Source organism: Amycolatopsis sp. NPDC004772 (assembly GCF_053601215.1).
The window spans coordinates 1-13,193 of the sequence record NZ_JBSGBK010000096.1; the positions used below are offsets into that span (position 1 = coordinate 1).

The window sequence follows — 13,193 nt, forward strand, 5'->3', positions numbered from 1 at the left end:
TTCCGAGCCACCACACGGGCAGAGCCTCATCAGCCACACCCCGACGCCCTGGGCATCCAGGGCACTCGCCCCGAACAACATCAACCTTAGGGAGCACCTCATGAACGTCCTCGCCGCCGCCGGTTCCTACGACCTGACCCCGGGACGGCTCTGGTCCTTGATCGCCGCGGTGTTCGGAGTGGCGGGGGTGGTCGCGGGCGTGCTGGCCCTGCGCCGCGGCCGGGGAGCCGTCGTGGCCCTGGCGGGCGGCGTGGGTTCCGTCGTGATCGGCGGGTGGGTCGTGGCCGCCGCGAAGGGCGGGCCCGGCACCGGCTACGGGATCGTCGGCGGCTACGTGGACCTGGTGATTGGCGCGGTCGCGCTCGTCCTCGGCGGGCTGGCGGTGGCGCGCTCGCGCGGTTTTGTCGGTGGTCGCCGCTAGCGTCGGGTCATGTTCGAAATCGACTTCGCCGAGTTCCCGTCCACGTCCGCCGAGGCGTCCGGGCGGTTCTTCGAGCGCGCGTTCGACTGGAAGGCGACCCCGTACGGCCCGGACTACACCGACGTCCGGGCCGAGGGCCTCACCCTGGGTTTCCAAGCGGACGCGGCCGAACAACCCCGCGCACCTCTGATCACGATCCGCACCGACGACCTAGCCGCGGCCCGCGAAACGGTGGAGGCCGCGGGCGGCGTGGTCACGAAGGAGCCGTTCGCCTTCCCGGGCGGGCGGCGCTTCCACTTCCGCGAGCCCGGCGGGAGCGAACTGGCGGTGTGGTCACGGGATTAGCACCGCCTGATCCAGGTAACCCGCCGCCCCGCCGCCGTAGAACGTCGCCGGGTCGGCGGCTTCGAGCGGGTGCCCGAGCGCGAACCGCGTCACCAGGTCCGGATTCGCGACGAAGTGCCGCGCGTACGACACCGCATCCGCGATCCCGGCGTCGATCACCGCGTCGCCGGTCTCGCGGTCGAAGCCGTTGTTGACGATGAGGAGGCCATCGAACAGGTCCCGATAACGAGCGAAGCCCGTGAAGTCCGGCCCGGCGTCGGGACCCCGCAGGTGCAGGTAGTCCGCGTCGAGCCCGGCGACCAGTTCGTCGTACTCGGCCCGCAGCGCATCGTCCACAGTGAACAGTCCGCCGGTCCACCACGGCGAAAGCCGGACGCCGACCCGGCCGTGTGCGGCGGCCGCGCCGACCACCTCGGCGAGCAGCCGGCGACGACCGGCCGCGGACCCGCCGTAGGCATCGGCGCGGTGGTTCAGCCGCCGGTGCAGGAACTGCGCGAGCAGGTACACGCCGTTGGCGGCGATCTCGACGCCGTCGAACCCGGCGCGGCGGGCGTTCTCCGCCGCCGTGCCGTACTCCGCGACCGTCGCCCGGATCTCGGCCACGCCCAGCTCGCGCGGTGTGCCCGTCGGGCACCGCCCGGACGGCAGGTACACCGGCTCGTCCGGGTTCACCGCGGACGGCCCGCCCGGCCGCCCGCCGAGGAAGTGCGGGTGCGAGACCGCCCCGGTGTGCCACAGCTGCAGCACGATCCGGCCGCCGAGCGCGTGCACGACGTCCGTGACCCGCCGCCACCCGTCGACCTGGGCTTCGGTGTACACGCCGGGAACGTCCGAGAAGCCGACAGCCCGTTCGCTCACCCAAGTGCCTTCGGCCACGATGAGCCCGGCGCCCGCGCGCTGCGCGTAGTAGGCGGCCTGGAGGTCGCCGGGCACTCCCCCGGGAACGCGCGCCCGGGTCGTCGGGGCCACGACGACCCGGTTCGGCAGGCGCCATCCGCCCAGGTCGGCAGGGGTCAGCAAGCTCATCCGGTCACCTCCGGTCGCGGGGATACGTCGAGGAGGCGACGGTGGACGCGAGCGAAAGGTGACCGATGGACGACCTGGCGGCCGAATTCGAGGCCGAACGCGGCCGGTTGCGCGGGCTGGCCTACCGGATGCTCGGCTCGGCGGCCGAAGCGGACGACGCCGTGCAGGAAGCCTGGTTGCGGCTGAACCGGGTGGACTCGGTGGACAACCTGGCGGCCTGGCTGACCACGGTCGTCTCCCGCGTCTGCCTCGACGTGCTGCGGTCGCGGAAAGCCCGCCGCGAGGAGCCGCTGGACGTCGTCCCCGAGCCGGTCGCCGACGCCGATCCGGCGGGCGAAGCCGCGCTCGCCGACTCGGTGGGCCGCGCGCTGCTCGTCGTGCTGGACGCGCTCGGGCCGGCCGAGCGGATCGCCTTCGTGCTGCACGACCTGTTCGCGGTGCCGTTCGACCGGATCGCCCCGGTGCTGGACCGCACGCCGGTGGCGGCGAAGAAGCTGGCGAGCCGGGCGCGGCAGCGGATCCGGGGCACCACGCCGCTGCCCCCGGCCGACCTGGCCCGGCATCGCCGGGTGGTCGACAGTTTCCTGGCCGCTGCCCGCGGCGGCGACCTCGCCTCGCTGCTCGACGTGCTGGCCCCGGACGTCGTCCGCCGCGCCGACGCCGCCGCGCTGCCGGTGGGCGCGCCGCTGGAGGTGCGCGGGGCCCGCGCGGTCGCCGAGGAGACCCAGGTGTTCGGGAAGCGGGCCCGGTTCGCCGAAGCGGCCCTGGTCGACGGCGCGGTCGGCGTCGTCGTCGCGCCGCGCGGACGGCTGCTGCTCGCCCTAGCCGTGACCGTCGAGGGCGAGCGGGTGGCGGCGTATGAGGTGATCGCCGCCCCCGCCCGCCTCGCCGCGCTGCACGTCACGCTCCTCAGCGCTTGACCCGGTAGGACAGGTGCGTCACGCCGGTGCCCTCGGTGACCTCGGGGTCGGTCAGCTTCGTGGTGGCATCGAGGTTCTCGAAGAAGCGGACGCCGTCGCCGAGGAGCACCGGGATCAGGTCGACCTGGACACCGTCGAGCAGGCCGAGGTTGAGGCACTGCTGGGCGATCGTCGTGCTGGCGACCGCGACGTTCTTGTCGCCGGCGGTCTTCTTGGCCTGCTCGACGGCGCTTTCGAGGCCGTCGGTGACGAAGGTGAACGGCGCGTCCGGATGCGGCCAGTCCGCGGGCTCCTCGTGGGTGACGACGAAGACCGGGACGCCCATCGGGTGCGTGCCACCCCAGCCCTGGGTGAGGTTGAACAGGCGGCGGCCGGTGATCAGCGCGCCGACGTTCTCCATCGCCGCGCGCAGCATCTTCGCGCTGGCTTCGGAGGTCTTGAAGGTGGCCCAGTCGACGGCGGTGGGAACCTCGACGTCACCGTTGCCGAACCACTCGAACAGGTGATCGATGCGGTCTTCCGGGTCGGCCACGAAGCCGTCGAGGGACATGGACATGTTGGCGATGATGTCGGCCATTTCGAACTCCTTTTTGCTGATCAGAGGCGGTTTGCCCTGATGACGAGAAGTCTTCCGCGGCCGGCTCGCCGGAAGATCTGCCACCTGGCCGACATCCGGGGACGGGTGGCCGATGCCTTGACATCGGGTGGCCGTGGCGGCAGCATGAACACGTGTTCATGAACGCATGTTCACAACGGAGGGGATGAGGATGACCGGGATCGTCAACACCGCGCAGGCCGAGGCGTGGAACGGGTACGAGGGAGAGCACTGGGCGGCGCACGCCGATCGCTACGACGCCGTGAACAGCGGCTTCAACGGCTATCTGCTCGATCGAGTGCGCGCGGAAGACCGCGTGCTCGACATCGGCTGCGGCAACGGCCAGCTGACACGGCTCGCGGCGGCGCGGGCCCGGTCCGCGATCGGCGTCGACCTGTCCGGGCCGATGCTCGCGACCGCGCGGGCGCGGGCGGCCGAGGTGCCGAACGTGACGTTCGAGCAGGGTGACGTCCAGGTCCACCCGTTCGCCGAAGGCGGGTTCGACCTGGCGGTCAGCCGGTTCGGGGTGATGTTCTTCGCCGATCCGGTGGCCGCGTTCGGCAACGTCCGGCGCGCGCTGGCCCCCGGCGGGCGGCTCGCGTTCCTCTGCATGACGGCGTTGTCCGGCACCGATCTCGGCCGGGTGTTCGGCGCGCTGTCGGCGTACCTGCCGCAGCCGACCGGGCCGGACGGCAGCGGGCCGACGTCGTTCGCGGACCCGGACCACACCCGGGCGGTGCTGACCGGAACCGGCTTCGAAGACGTGGTGTGCACCCGCGTCGAGGCCGACCAGGTCTGGGGCCGGGACGTGCCCGACGCGGCGCGGTTCATCGCGGACTGGGGGCCGGTCCGCCACCACCTGGGCCTGGTCGACAGCGCGAGGGCGGCCGCGGCGACCGAGGCTCTCGCCGTGGCGCTCGAACCGTTCGCGGGGCCCGGCGCGGTCCGGTTGCGCGGCACGGCGTGGCTGGTCGCGGGAAGGAGGCCGTAGCGGGGCGCCCGTACGATGGCGCTGATGTCACCGAGGAAAGCCGCCGCCCAGCGGGACGGGCAGTCACTGCACGACCTGCTGCTCGAGACCGCGCGGAAGATGATCGCCACGCACGGCACGACCGGCATGACCGTGCGGGAGATCGCGCGCATGGCGGGCGTCGCCGACGGCGTGCTCTACAACCACTTCTCCGACAAGGAGGAGCTGGTGGCCCGGGCCTTGCTGGAGCACGTGCGCACGACGGAGGCGGAGCTGGGCGAGCTGCCGGTGGCCGGCGAAGGCACCCTCACCGGGAACCTCCGCCGGCACCTGGAGTTCGGCCTGGCGCTGCACAAGGTGCTCGTGCCGGCGTTCAGCGGCCTGGTCGCGCAGCCGAGGGTGCTGGAGCGGTTCGCGGAGATCAGCGAGCGGTCCGGCTACTGGCGTGATCGGCTGGTGGCCTACCTCGAGGCGGAGCGAGCGCTGGGCCGCCTGCGCGCGGAGTCCGAAGTGGACGCGACGGCGGCCATGCTGGTCGGCTACTGCCACGCCTCGGTGCTGACGACGGTCTTCCCGCACACGGCGCCCCTCGACCCGCCGCCGGTGGACGCGGTGGTGAGCGCCGCGCTCCACGGCATCGCCCCGGCGGGAACCGAACAGCCCGGTTAGATCATCGGGTTGCCGCTCGCGGTCGCCTCCGGGACCTCCTGCACCACGTCCCAGTGCTCGACGATCCGGCCGTCCCGGACCCGCATCACGTCCGCGATCGCGCTGCCACGCGAGCCGGGCGTCAGGCGCAGCAGGCTGTGCGTGCAGACGAGGTCGTCCTCGGCGATCACCCGGTGCACGTCCAGGCTGAGGTCCGGGAACCGCGCCACGAACCCGGCGAGGTAGCGGGCCGAGGCCTCCCCGCCCGCCGGGGCGTGGGGGTTGTGCTGGACGTACCCGTCGCCGACGTATTCGGCGAAGGCGTCGGCCGGGCGCTTCTCGGTGAAGGCCAGCCGAAGGAAGGCGAGGACCACTTCCTTGTTGTGCTGCGATTGCGTCATCCGCTGTCCGTCCTTTGTGGAGTTATCGACACCAAGCCCACCATGCGCGAATCAGAAAGGGAAAGACCTGTGGACTCTGCCGCGATACTCTCCCGGTATGGACGATGTCGAGGTCCGTGAGCTGCGGTATTTCCGCGCAGTCGCCGAAGAGCTGAACTTCTCCCGCGCCGCCGAACGGCTCGGGATGGCGCAGCCACCGCTGTCCCGCGCGATCCGGCTGCTCGAGCGGCGGCTCGGGGTGCAACTCTTCGAACGCACCAGCCGGCACGTCTCGCTGACGCCGGCCGGGGCCGTCCTCTTCGCCGAGTCGGCGAAGGCGCTGGACGCCGTCACCGCGGCGGTCCGGCGGACGCGGCGGGCGGCACAGCAGACGCCGGCGCTCGTCGTCACCGCGAAGCCGGGCGTCGCCACCGATCTGCTGCGGCGGATCGCCGACGCGCACCCCGATCCGGTCGACGTGCGGGTCAGCGGGTTCGGCGAGCAGGCGGAGATGCTCCGGGACGGCCGGGCCGACGTGGCGGTACTCGGCTGCCAGAGCGGCACCCACCACGGCCTGGACGTCGAGGTGCTGTTCAGCGAGCCGCGGGTGGCCGCGCTGCCGTCGGGCCACGAGCTCGCCGGCCGGGCCGTGCTGACCTGCGCCGACTTCGCCGGGCGGCCGACACCGTGCTGGCCGCTCTCCTCGGCCGCGGACCGGGCGTACTGGTCCGGGCAGGACGTGACCGGCGGACCGGTGACACCGGGCCGATCGTGCACGACAGCGCCCAGCTGCTGGAGACGGTCGCGCTCGGGCTGGCGGTGGCGCTGCTGCCGGCGTCGGTCGCCGAGTTGAGCGTGCGGGACGACGTCGTCTACCGGCCGGTCGTCGACGCCACGCCGTACGCGCTGGCGCTCGCCTGGCCGGCCGGGGCGCGTGACCCGCGGATAGCGCGGTTCGTGCGAACGGCAACCGAGGTCAGCGAAGCACTACCTCGGCCGGAAGCTGTCCCGGCGGGGTGACCGTGTGGATCACCGGCGGCACCCGGACGTCGTCGGCCGCGAAGGCGGCACGCACCTGCTGGACGTCGGCGGTGGCCATCAGCTCGGCCAGCTCGTCGGCGCGGGCGAGGGTGGCCGGGGGAAGCTCCACGGTGTCGTCGAGCGCGCCCCAGATGTCCCACTGGAGCATCTCGTGCTTGTTGAGCGCCGCGACGTCGCGCACGAGGTTCTGCCACGCGTACGGGATCCCGCGCAGGAACGGCACGTCGAGGTCCGGGTTGACGACCACCAGGGCCGGGTCGAGCTCGCCCGCGCGGATCGCGGTCCACGCGTCGGGGCCGGTCCGGAAGCGGTCGCGGGGGACGTCGAGGAGGTCGAACTCGACGTCGTCCACCGGGTCGCGGAAGCCGAGCGGCAGCTGGGCTTCGACCAGGCGCCAGCCGTCGGCGGTGCGGACCTCGGCGACGACGTGGTCGAGGTACCAGCCGGGCATCAGGTAGCTCGCGAACCCGACGCGGGCGCGGGCCGGGATGCCGTGGTGGCGCGCCATCGAGACGAACAGCAGCGTGAAGTCGCGGCAGCAGCCGACGATCCGGTGCAGCGGCGGCCGCGGCTCGCTCGGCGGGGCCGGGTCGAGCTCGCGCAGGCGGCCCCACATGTCCGCGGCGTACCGCAAGGTGATCTCGTCGTTGCGGGCGGCCGGGAACCCGTGTTCGGTGATGGGGCCCGAGCCCCAGTAGTGGAACACCAGCCCGCATGCCGCTTCGCGCAGGGCGGCGAGGTCGCCGGGGGTGGCGTCGAGCCAGGCGGCGTGCGGACCCGGGTCGGTGAAGCGGCTGTGGCTGACGTAGAAGTCGTCCATAGCCGGTGAAGCTAGCGAAAAATCATGCGGTTTGAACAGCCAGTTCGCCGCGGAACGTCGAGCGGTACGCGCTCGGCGACACCCCGAGCGCCGCCTGGAAGTGCTGGCGCAGCGAGGCCGCCGTGCCGAATCCCGCTTCGGTGGCGACGCGGTCGACCGGGAGGTCCGTCTCCTCGAGGAGCTGGCGGGCGCGCTCGACGCGTTGCTGGGTCAGCCACTGCAGGGCCGAGATGCCGACCTCCTCGCGGAAGCGGCGGGTGAACGTGCGCGTGCTCATCGCCTCGCGGGCGGCGAGCTCGCGCAGGGTCAGCGGCCGGTGCAGGTTCTCCAGCGCCCAGGCGCGCGCCGCCTTGGTCGACGACGTGCGGGGCTCCGGCACCGGCCGCCGGACGAACTGGGCCTGGCCGCCTTCGCGGTGCGGGGAGACGACCGTGCCGCGGGCGACGTCGTTGGCCACCGCGGCGCCGTGGTCGCGGCGGATCATGTGCAGCACCAGGTCGATGCCGGCGGCAACGCCCGCCGAGGTCAGGACGTCGCCGTCGTCGGTGTAGAGGACGCACGGGTCGACGTCGACCTCGGGGAAGCGCTCCTGCAGCTCCTCGGCGGAGCGCCAGTGGGTGGTGGCCCGGCGGCCGTCGAGCAGGCCGGCCGCGGCGAGCACGAACGCGCCGGTGCAGATGGACGCGATGCGCGAGTCCGCCGGGATGCGATCGAGGGCGGCCTTGAGCGGTGGGGTCAGCACGCGCGCCATCGGCTCGTACTCGGCCAGGGACGCCGGGACGATCACCGTGTCGGCCTCGGCCAGCACCTCGGGACCGCGGTCGACCGGGATGGCGACGTCCGCGTCGGTGCGGACGAGGCCGGGCTCGAGCGTGCAGGTCACGACCTCGTACAGCGGCTCCCCCGTCGCCGAGCGGGCCTGGCCGAACAGCCGGTGGACGATGCCGAGTTCCATCACGAGCATGCCGTGGCGGACCAGGACGGCGACGTGGTGGCGGTTCGGGTGCACGAATGCGGCCATGGCTCGATTCTTGCACATGTTGGCTATCAGGCCACTCGATCGAGCCGCGCGACGGCGTGATCATCGAGGACATGAACGTGTTGTGGGTATTCGCGCATCCCGAGCCGCGCTCGCTGAGCGGGGCCCTCCGCGACGACGGGCTCCGGACGCTCCAGGAGCTCGGGCACGACGTCCGGGAGTCGGATCTGTACGCGATGAAGTGGAACCCGGTGGTCGACGCGGCCGACTTCGGCGCCGAAGCCGGGGACGGCCGGCTGATCGTCGGGGCGACGTCGGCCCGGGCCCACGCGCACGGCGAACTGAGCGCGGACATCGTGGCCGAGCAGGACAAGCTGGAGTGGGCGGACGCGGTGATCGTGCAGTTCCCGCTGTGGTGGTACGGCCTGCCGGCCATCCTCAAGGGCTGGTTCGACCGCGTTTTCGTCAAGGGCTTCGGCTACGGCATCCGCGCCGAAGACGGCCGGACCCTGCGCTACGGCGAAGGCCGGCTCGCGGGCAAGCGCGCGATGGTGGTGCTCACCGCGGGTGCCCGCGAGCCGGCCATGGGGCCACGCGGAGTGAACGGCGCCCTGGACGAGGTCCTCTTCCCCCTCCAGCACGGGACGCTCTTCTACGCCGGGATGTCGGTGCTGCCCCCGGTGCCGGTCTACGGCGCCGACCGTGTGCCGGACGACGGGTTCGCCGAGGCACGGGACCGGCTGCGCAAACGCTTGCGGACGCTGGAAACCGCGGACCCGATCCCCTTCCGCCCGCAGAACGGCGGCGACTACGACGAAGATCTGGTCCTCCGCCCCGACCGCGCCCCGGGGATCACCGGCCTGAGCGCCCACCTCACGCGGGCAAGGTGACGCACCGCCCGGCCGGACGCTCACGCGGGCAGGATGACCCACCGCCCGAAGCGGGCGCTCACGCGGGCAAGGTGAGCCGCTGCCCGAGCCCGCCGTCCACCGGGAGGTCGGCGCCCGTGGTGAACGTCGCCTCGAACGCCAGGAACAGCACCGCTGCCGCGACCTCCTCGACCGTTGCGTGGCGCTTCAGCGGCGTTGTCTCGTCGCCGATCGCCTTGAACTCCGCCAAGACCGCGTCCGGCACTCCCGTGACGCCCATCGTCGGCGTGTCCGTGTAGCCCGGGCTGACCACGTTCACCCGGATTCCCCGCGGGGCCAGCTCGGCCGCGTACGTGCGGGCGAAGGAACGCACCGCCGCCTTCGCCGCCGAATACAGCCCCATCCCCGCGATGCCCGCCTCGGCCGCGACCGACGTCGTGAACACGAACGACCCGCCGGGCCGGACCAGCGGGGCCAGCCTGCGGGCCGTGAAATACGCGCCCTTGGTGTTCACGTCGAACGTCCGGTCGTAGAGCTCCGGTGTCGCGTCCTCGTACGGCGTCAGCGTCGAGAACCCCACGTTGACGAACACCAGGTCCAGCTCGCCGAGCCGGTCCTCGGCCACCGCACCCAGCTCGGCGACGTCGGCCAGGCGCGCCGCATCCGAGGACAGCAGGTGTGCCTTGCCCGGCAGCTTCCCCTCCAGCGGCGTCACGTCTCGGCCGGTCAGCAGGACTTCCGCGCCGCCGTCGAGGAGGGCGCGGACCACCGCCAGCCCCATTCCGTGCGTGCCGCCTGTGACGACCGCCTTCTTCCCCAGATACTTCACCGGATCTCCTCGATGACGCTGGCGATCGCGTGCGCGCCGTGGCCCGCCGCGACCGCTCGGTCGAACAACTCCTGCAACACCACCGGCACCGCCGTGTCGATGCCCTGCGCGCGGCTCGTCTCGACCAGCAGGGCGAGTCCGGCCGCGTTGATGTCCAGCGCGGACACGTCGGTCGCGTAGTCACCGCTCGCGACCTGCTCGCCGATGCCCGGCAGGAACCCGCCGACCGCCGACTGCCACGCCGCGGCCATCGGCGCGAACTGCGCCGGCGTGACGCCCTCCGTCCCGACCAGCGCCAGCGCTTGCAGGTAACCCGCCATCGTCGACCACATCATGCCCAGCAGCGCCAGGTCGTACAGCGCCGCCAGCCCGGCGTCCTCGCCGAGGAACACCGGTGTCCCCAGTACTTCCAGCACGTCGCGCTGCGCCGTGAACGCCGGTTCCGAGCCGCCGTAGAGGAGCTGCGCCGCCGGTGTCCCGATGCCCTGCGGGACGGCCATGATCACGCCGTCCACGTAGCCGATGCCTTCGGACGCGGCCCACTTCGCGGCGCCGCGCGCTTGCTCCGGCGTCCCGGACGTGAGGTTGACCAGCGTCCGGCCGGCGAGGTCGGCCGCCTCGAGCACCGGCTGCTGGGTGTCGTATGTGGACAGACAACTGAGGACGACGTCCGCCGACGCCGCTTCCGCCGGGGTGGCCGCGAGGCGGGCACCGCGGTCGAGCAGCGGTCCCGCCTTGAGCGGCGACCGGTTCCACACCGAGACGTCGTGTCCCGCCCCCAAGAGCGCCCCGGCGAGGGCGGCGCCCATCCGCCCCAGGCCGAGCACGCCCACGCGTTTCTTGCTTTCTCCCATGGATTCCATGCTGCTGGCGCGCTTTACACTGGACAAGTACCGACTAATAAGTCAGGTACCCACCAAAACGTAAGGATCCTGCATGCTGGCGAGAACCTACCGCTGCGGACTGGACGCGGCCGTCGACGTCATCGGCGGCCGGTGGAAGGCCCTCATCCTCTGGGCGCTGCACGCCGAGCCGCTGCGGTTCGGCGAGCTGAAGCGGAAGGTGGCGGGGATCAGCGAGAAGATGCTGATCCAGGCGCTGCGGGAACTGGAGGCGGACGAGATCGTGCACCGCGAGGTGTTCCACGAGATTCCGCCGAAGGTCGAATACTCGCTGACCGAACTGGGTCAGCGGCTGAACACGGCGTTGCTGCCGCTGGGCGACTGGGGCGAGGAGAACATGGCCGGCATCGCGAAACGCCGCGGCGTCACGCCGGCGCCACCGCATACGGCTTCAGCGTGATCGCGTTGCCCGCCTTGAGCGGCAGCTCCTCGATCAGCTTGCGCCACGGCAGGTACGGCAGCAGCCGGTAGTTCAGGTTGCGGAACCGCAGCCAGCCGCGGGTCGGCGGGACGAACCACTTCCCGTTGCCCTTGGCCAGTTTCTGGCACGCGTCGACGAAGCCGCACATCTCGCGGGTGTAGGCGCCGAACGCCGTCGCGTGGTTGCCGCCGGCGGCCGCGAGCTCGCCCGCCAGCACGTACGCGCCGACGATCGCCAGGCTCGTCCCCATCCCCGAGAGCGGCGCGGCGCAGTACGCGGCGTCGCCGACCAGTGCGACGCGCCCGCGCGCGTACGAGTCCAGATTGATCTGGCTCGCCGAGTCGAAGTAGAAGTCCGGCGCCTCCCGCATGGCCTTAAGCAGCGCCGGCGTCTCCCAGCCGACGTCGCGGAACGTCTCCTCGACGATCCGGCGCTGCTGCTCGACGTCGCGGTGGTCGTAGTCCAGCCCCTCGGAGCCGAACCAGAACAGCGCCTTGGCCTCGGTGTTGTCCCGCGCGCTGTAGACGCCGACGGTCCGGTTCGGCTCGTTGTAGAACCGGCCGACGCGGTCGAGGCCGAGGTGGTTCGGCACGGTGAAGATCGAGACGTAGTAGCCGAGGTCGTGGCGGAAGCCGGCCTCGTCGCCGAAGGCCAGCGACCGCACGTTCGAGTGCAGCCCGTCGGCCCCGATCACCAGGTCGAACTCGCGCGGCTCGCCGTGGGCGAAGGTGACCGTGACGCCGTCGCCGTGCTCGGTGAGGCCGGTGACCGAGTCGCCGAAGACGTACTCGACGCCGTCGCGCGTCGCGTCGTACAGGATGCGCGCGAGGTCGCCGCGCAGGACTTCGAGCTCGCCGCTCTGGTACGTCGCGGGCGTGACCACCAGCGGCCGGTCGTCACTGTCCACATAGGTCACATCGCCCATCCGGGTCGCGGCCGCTTCGACCGCTTCCAGCAGGCCCATGCGCTCGAGGACCCGCAGCGACGCGCCGCGGAAGTCGACCGCATAGCCGCCGTCGCGCAGTTCCGGAGCGCGTTCGACGACCGTCGGGAGGAAGCCGTGGCGGCGGAGCCAGAAGGCCAGGGCGGGGCCGGCGACGCTCGCGCCGGAGATGAGGACTCGTCTGTTCTGCATGCCGAGAACGGTAACCCGGATTTGGGCGATCGCGCAAGGCGTTTGCCTAAGACGTTCGTGCTAGGCTCCGGGCATGGGCAACAAGGAGTCACTGCTGGCCGGCGCGAAGCGCTGCCTGTACGAGAAGGGCTACGCCCGCACGACGGTGCGGGACCTGGCCTCGGCGGCGAACGTGAGCATGGCGGCCATCGGCTACCACTTCGGTTCACGCGAAGCGCTGCTCAACACCGCGCTGATCGAGGCGAACGAAGAGTGGGGCGAAACGCTGGCGAAGACGCTGCAAGTGGAGACGCCGCCGGGCGCGTCGCCGGCCGAGCGGTTCGCGCTGATCTGGCAGCGGGTGATCGAGTCGTTCGGCGAGCACCGCCGCATGTGGGCGGTCAGCTTCGAGGCGTACTCGCAGCCGGACCTCGACGAGAACGTCCGCGCCCAGCTGGCGAACGCGCTCGAGCAGGCTCGCCACGGCCTGGCCAACCTCTTCCAGGGCCTTGACGACGAGAGCGCCGAAGCCCGGGCCGTCGGCACAGTGCACCAGGCCCTGCTGTCGGGCGTGATGCTCCAGTGGCTGATCGACCCGGGCCACGCCCCCTCGGGCGCCAACCTGGTGAGCGGCCTGCGCCTGATCGCGAAGGACGTCCTGCCCTAGGTGGTGACCAGGGCCGGGGAGCGAAGATTAATCCGGCGTACGACAAGAAGCCGACAGCGAGCCAGGTACCAGCCGTCCGGATGGCCCTTTCTCTTTACACCGCCACATTGGGACCCTTGGTGGGTTTCACCCGATTAGCGCGCGGGGAGGGGCCGAGATTGTGAATGGTCGCGGTTTGCGGCACCACTTGATAGTCGTGGCGGACGTCGAAGGCTTCGGAGATCCTCGGCGAACGGGTCCACATTT

Annotated in this window: 16 protein-coding genes and 1 pseudogene; 9 read left to right on the forward strand and 8 right to left on the reverse strand. The window is 71.9% G+C overall.

Going from position 1 to position 13,193, the window contains the following annotated elements:
* Positions 1–100 precede the first annotated feature (100 nt).
* Both ACWEF6_RS36510 and ACWEF6_RS36515 read left to right on the forward strand, forming a co-directional pair.
* The gene (locus tag ACWEF6_RS36510) at positions 101–421 is read left to right on the forward strand and encodes a DUF6223 family protein (protein WP_449687123.1); all 321 of its coding nucleotides are present in this window, start codon (positions 101–103) and stop codon (positions 419–421) included.
* 9 nt (positions 422–430) lie between these two features.
* A complete protein-coding gene (locus ACWEF6_RS36515) occupies positions 431–766 on the forward strand; it encodes a VOC family protein (RefSeq protein WP_449687124.1) in 336 nt (111 codons plus the stop codon).
* On the opposite strand, the gene ACWEF6_RS36520 is transcribed toward ACWEF6_RS36515, so the two are convergent.
* The gene (locus ACWEF6_RS36520) at positions 755–1,792 is read right to left on the reverse strand and encodes an alkene reductase (protein ID WP_449687125.1); all 1,038 of its coding nucleotides are present in this window, start codon (positions 1,790–1,792) and stop codon (positions 755–757) included. The genes ACWEF6_RS36515 and ACWEF6_RS36520 overlap by 12 nt on opposite strands.
* A gap of 65 nt (positions 1,793–1,857) precedes the next feature.
* On the opposite strand from ACWEF6_RS36520, the gene ACWEF6_RS36525 reads away from it, so the two are divergent.
* Positions 1,858–2,712: a sigma-70 family RNA polymerase sigma factor gene (locus ACWEF6_RS36525; protein ID WP_449687126.1), complete on the forward strand. Its 855-nt coding sequence runs from the start codon at positions 1,858–1,860 to the stop codon at positions 2,710–2,712.
* Here ACWEF6_RS36525 and ACWEF6_RS36530 read toward each other — a convergent pair.
* On the reverse strand, positions 2,702–3,289 hold the full coding sequence (locus ACWEF6_RS36530; protein ID WP_449687127.1) for a dihydrofolate reductase family protein: 588 nt from the start codon (positions 3,287–3,289) through the stop codon (positions 2,702–2,704). The two genes, ACWEF6_RS36525 and ACWEF6_RS36530, sit on opposite strands and share 11 nt — an antisense overlap.
* A gap of 190 nt (positions 3,290–3,479) precedes the next feature.
* On the opposite strand from ACWEF6_RS36530, the gene ACWEF6_RS36535 reads away from it, so the two are divergent.
* Both ACWEF6_RS36535 and ACWEF6_RS36540 read left to right on the forward strand, forming a co-directional pair.
* Positions 3,480–4,298 (forward strand): class I SAM-dependent methyltransferase, encoded by an 819-nt coding sequence (locus ACWEF6_RS36535; protein ID WP_449687128.1) that lies wholly within the window; start codon positions 3,480–3,482, stop codon positions 4,296–4,298.
* Positions 4,299–4,313: 15 nt separating this feature from the next.
* Positions 4,314–4,946, forward strand: a complete 633-nt coding sequence (locus ACWEF6_RS36540) for a TetR/AcrR family transcriptional regulator (RefSeq protein ID WP_449687129.1) — start codon at positions 4,314–4,316, stop codon at positions 4,944–4,946.
* Here ACWEF6_RS36540 and ACWEF6_RS36545 read toward each other — a convergent pair.
* A complete protein-coding gene (locus ACWEF6_RS36545; protein WP_449687130.1) occupies positions 4,943–5,326 on the reverse strand; it encodes a nuclear transport factor 2 family protein in 384 nt (127 codons plus the stop codon). The two genes, ACWEF6_RS36540 and ACWEF6_RS36545, sit on opposite strands and share 4 nt — an antisense overlap.
* Positions 5,327–5,423: 97 nt before the next feature.
* On the opposite strand from ACWEF6_RS36545, the pseudogene ACWEF6_RS36550 reads away from it, so the two are divergent.
* Positions 5,424–6,325, forward strand: a pseudogene (locus ACWEF6_RS36550) (LysR family transcriptional regulator).
* Here ACWEF6_RS36550 and ACWEF6_RS36555 read toward each other — a convergent pair.
* Positions 6,282–7,166, reverse strand: a complete 885-nt coding sequence (locus ACWEF6_RS36555) for a transglutaminase domain-containing protein (protein ID WP_449687131.1) — start codon at positions 7,164–7,166, stop codon at positions 6,282–6,284. The pseudogene ACWEF6_RS36550 and the gene ACWEF6_RS36555 overlap by 44 nt on opposite strands.
* Positions 7,167–7,188: 22 nt before the next feature.
* Positions 7,189–8,187 (reverse strand): GlxA family transcriptional regulator, encoded by a 999-nt coding sequence (locus tag ACWEF6_RS36560; RefSeq protein ID WP_449687132.1) that lies wholly within the window; start codon positions 8,185–8,187, stop codon positions 7,189–7,191.
* A 71-nt stretch (positions 8,188–8,258) separates the two neighbouring features.
* On the opposite strand from ACWEF6_RS36560, the gene ACWEF6_RS36565 reads away from it, so the two are divergent.
* The gene (locus ACWEF6_RS36565) at positions 8,259–9,035 is read left to right on the forward strand and encodes an NAD(P)H-dependent oxidoreductase (RefSeq protein ID WP_449687133.1); all 777 of its coding nucleotides are present in this window, start codon (positions 8,259–8,261) and stop codon (positions 9,033–9,035) included.
* Positions 9,036–9,093: 58 nt separating this feature from the next.
* Here the strand turns inward: ACWEF6_RS36565 and ACWEF6_RS36570 are convergent, their stop codons facing one another.
* Together ACWEF6_RS36570 and ACWEF6_RS36575 are read right to left on the reverse strand one after the other, a co-directional pair.
* Positions 9,094–9,843: an SDR family NAD(P)-dependent oxidoreductase gene (locus ACWEF6_RS36570; RefSeq protein WP_449687134.1), complete on the reverse strand. Its 750-nt coding sequence runs from the start codon at positions 9,841–9,843 to the stop codon at positions 9,094–9,096.
* Positions 9,840–10,697 carry an NAD(P)-dependent oxidoreductase gene (locus tag ACWEF6_RS36575; protein WP_449687135.1) on the reverse strand — a complete coding sequence of 286 codons (858 nt, stop codon included), beginning with the start codon at positions 10,695–10,697 and terminating at the stop codon, positions 9,840–9,842. Before ACWEF6_RS36575 ends, ACWEF6_RS36570 begins: the two co-directional genes overlap by 4 nt.
* An 82-nt stretch (positions 10,698–10,779) precedes the next feature.
* Between ACWEF6_RS36575 and ACWEF6_RS36580 the strand changes: the two genes are divergently transcribed.
* Entirely contained in the window at positions 10,780–11,145 is a 366-nt protein-coding gene (locus ACWEF6_RS36580) for a winged helix-turn-helix transcriptional regulator (RefSeq protein WP_449687136.1), read from the forward strand.
* On the opposite strand, the gene ACWEF6_RS36585 is transcribed toward ACWEF6_RS36580, so the two are convergent.
* Positions 11,111–12,301, reverse strand: coding sequence for an FAD-dependent monooxygenase (locus ACWEF6_RS36585; protein WP_449687137.1), 1,191 nt, complete (start codon positions 12,299–12,301; stop codon positions 11,111–11,113). The two genes, ACWEF6_RS36580 and ACWEF6_RS36585, sit on opposite strands and share 35 nt — an antisense overlap.
* Before the next feature lie 73 nt (positions 12,302–12,374).
* On the opposite strand from ACWEF6_RS36585, the gene ACWEF6_RS36590 reads away from it, so the two are divergent.
* Positions 12,375–12,947, forward strand: a complete 573-nt coding sequence (locus tag ACWEF6_RS36590) for a TetR/AcrR family transcriptional regulator (RefSeq protein ID WP_449687138.1) — start codon at positions 12,375–12,377, stop codon at positions 12,945–12,947.
* Positions 12,948–13,193 lie beyond the last annotated feature (246 nt).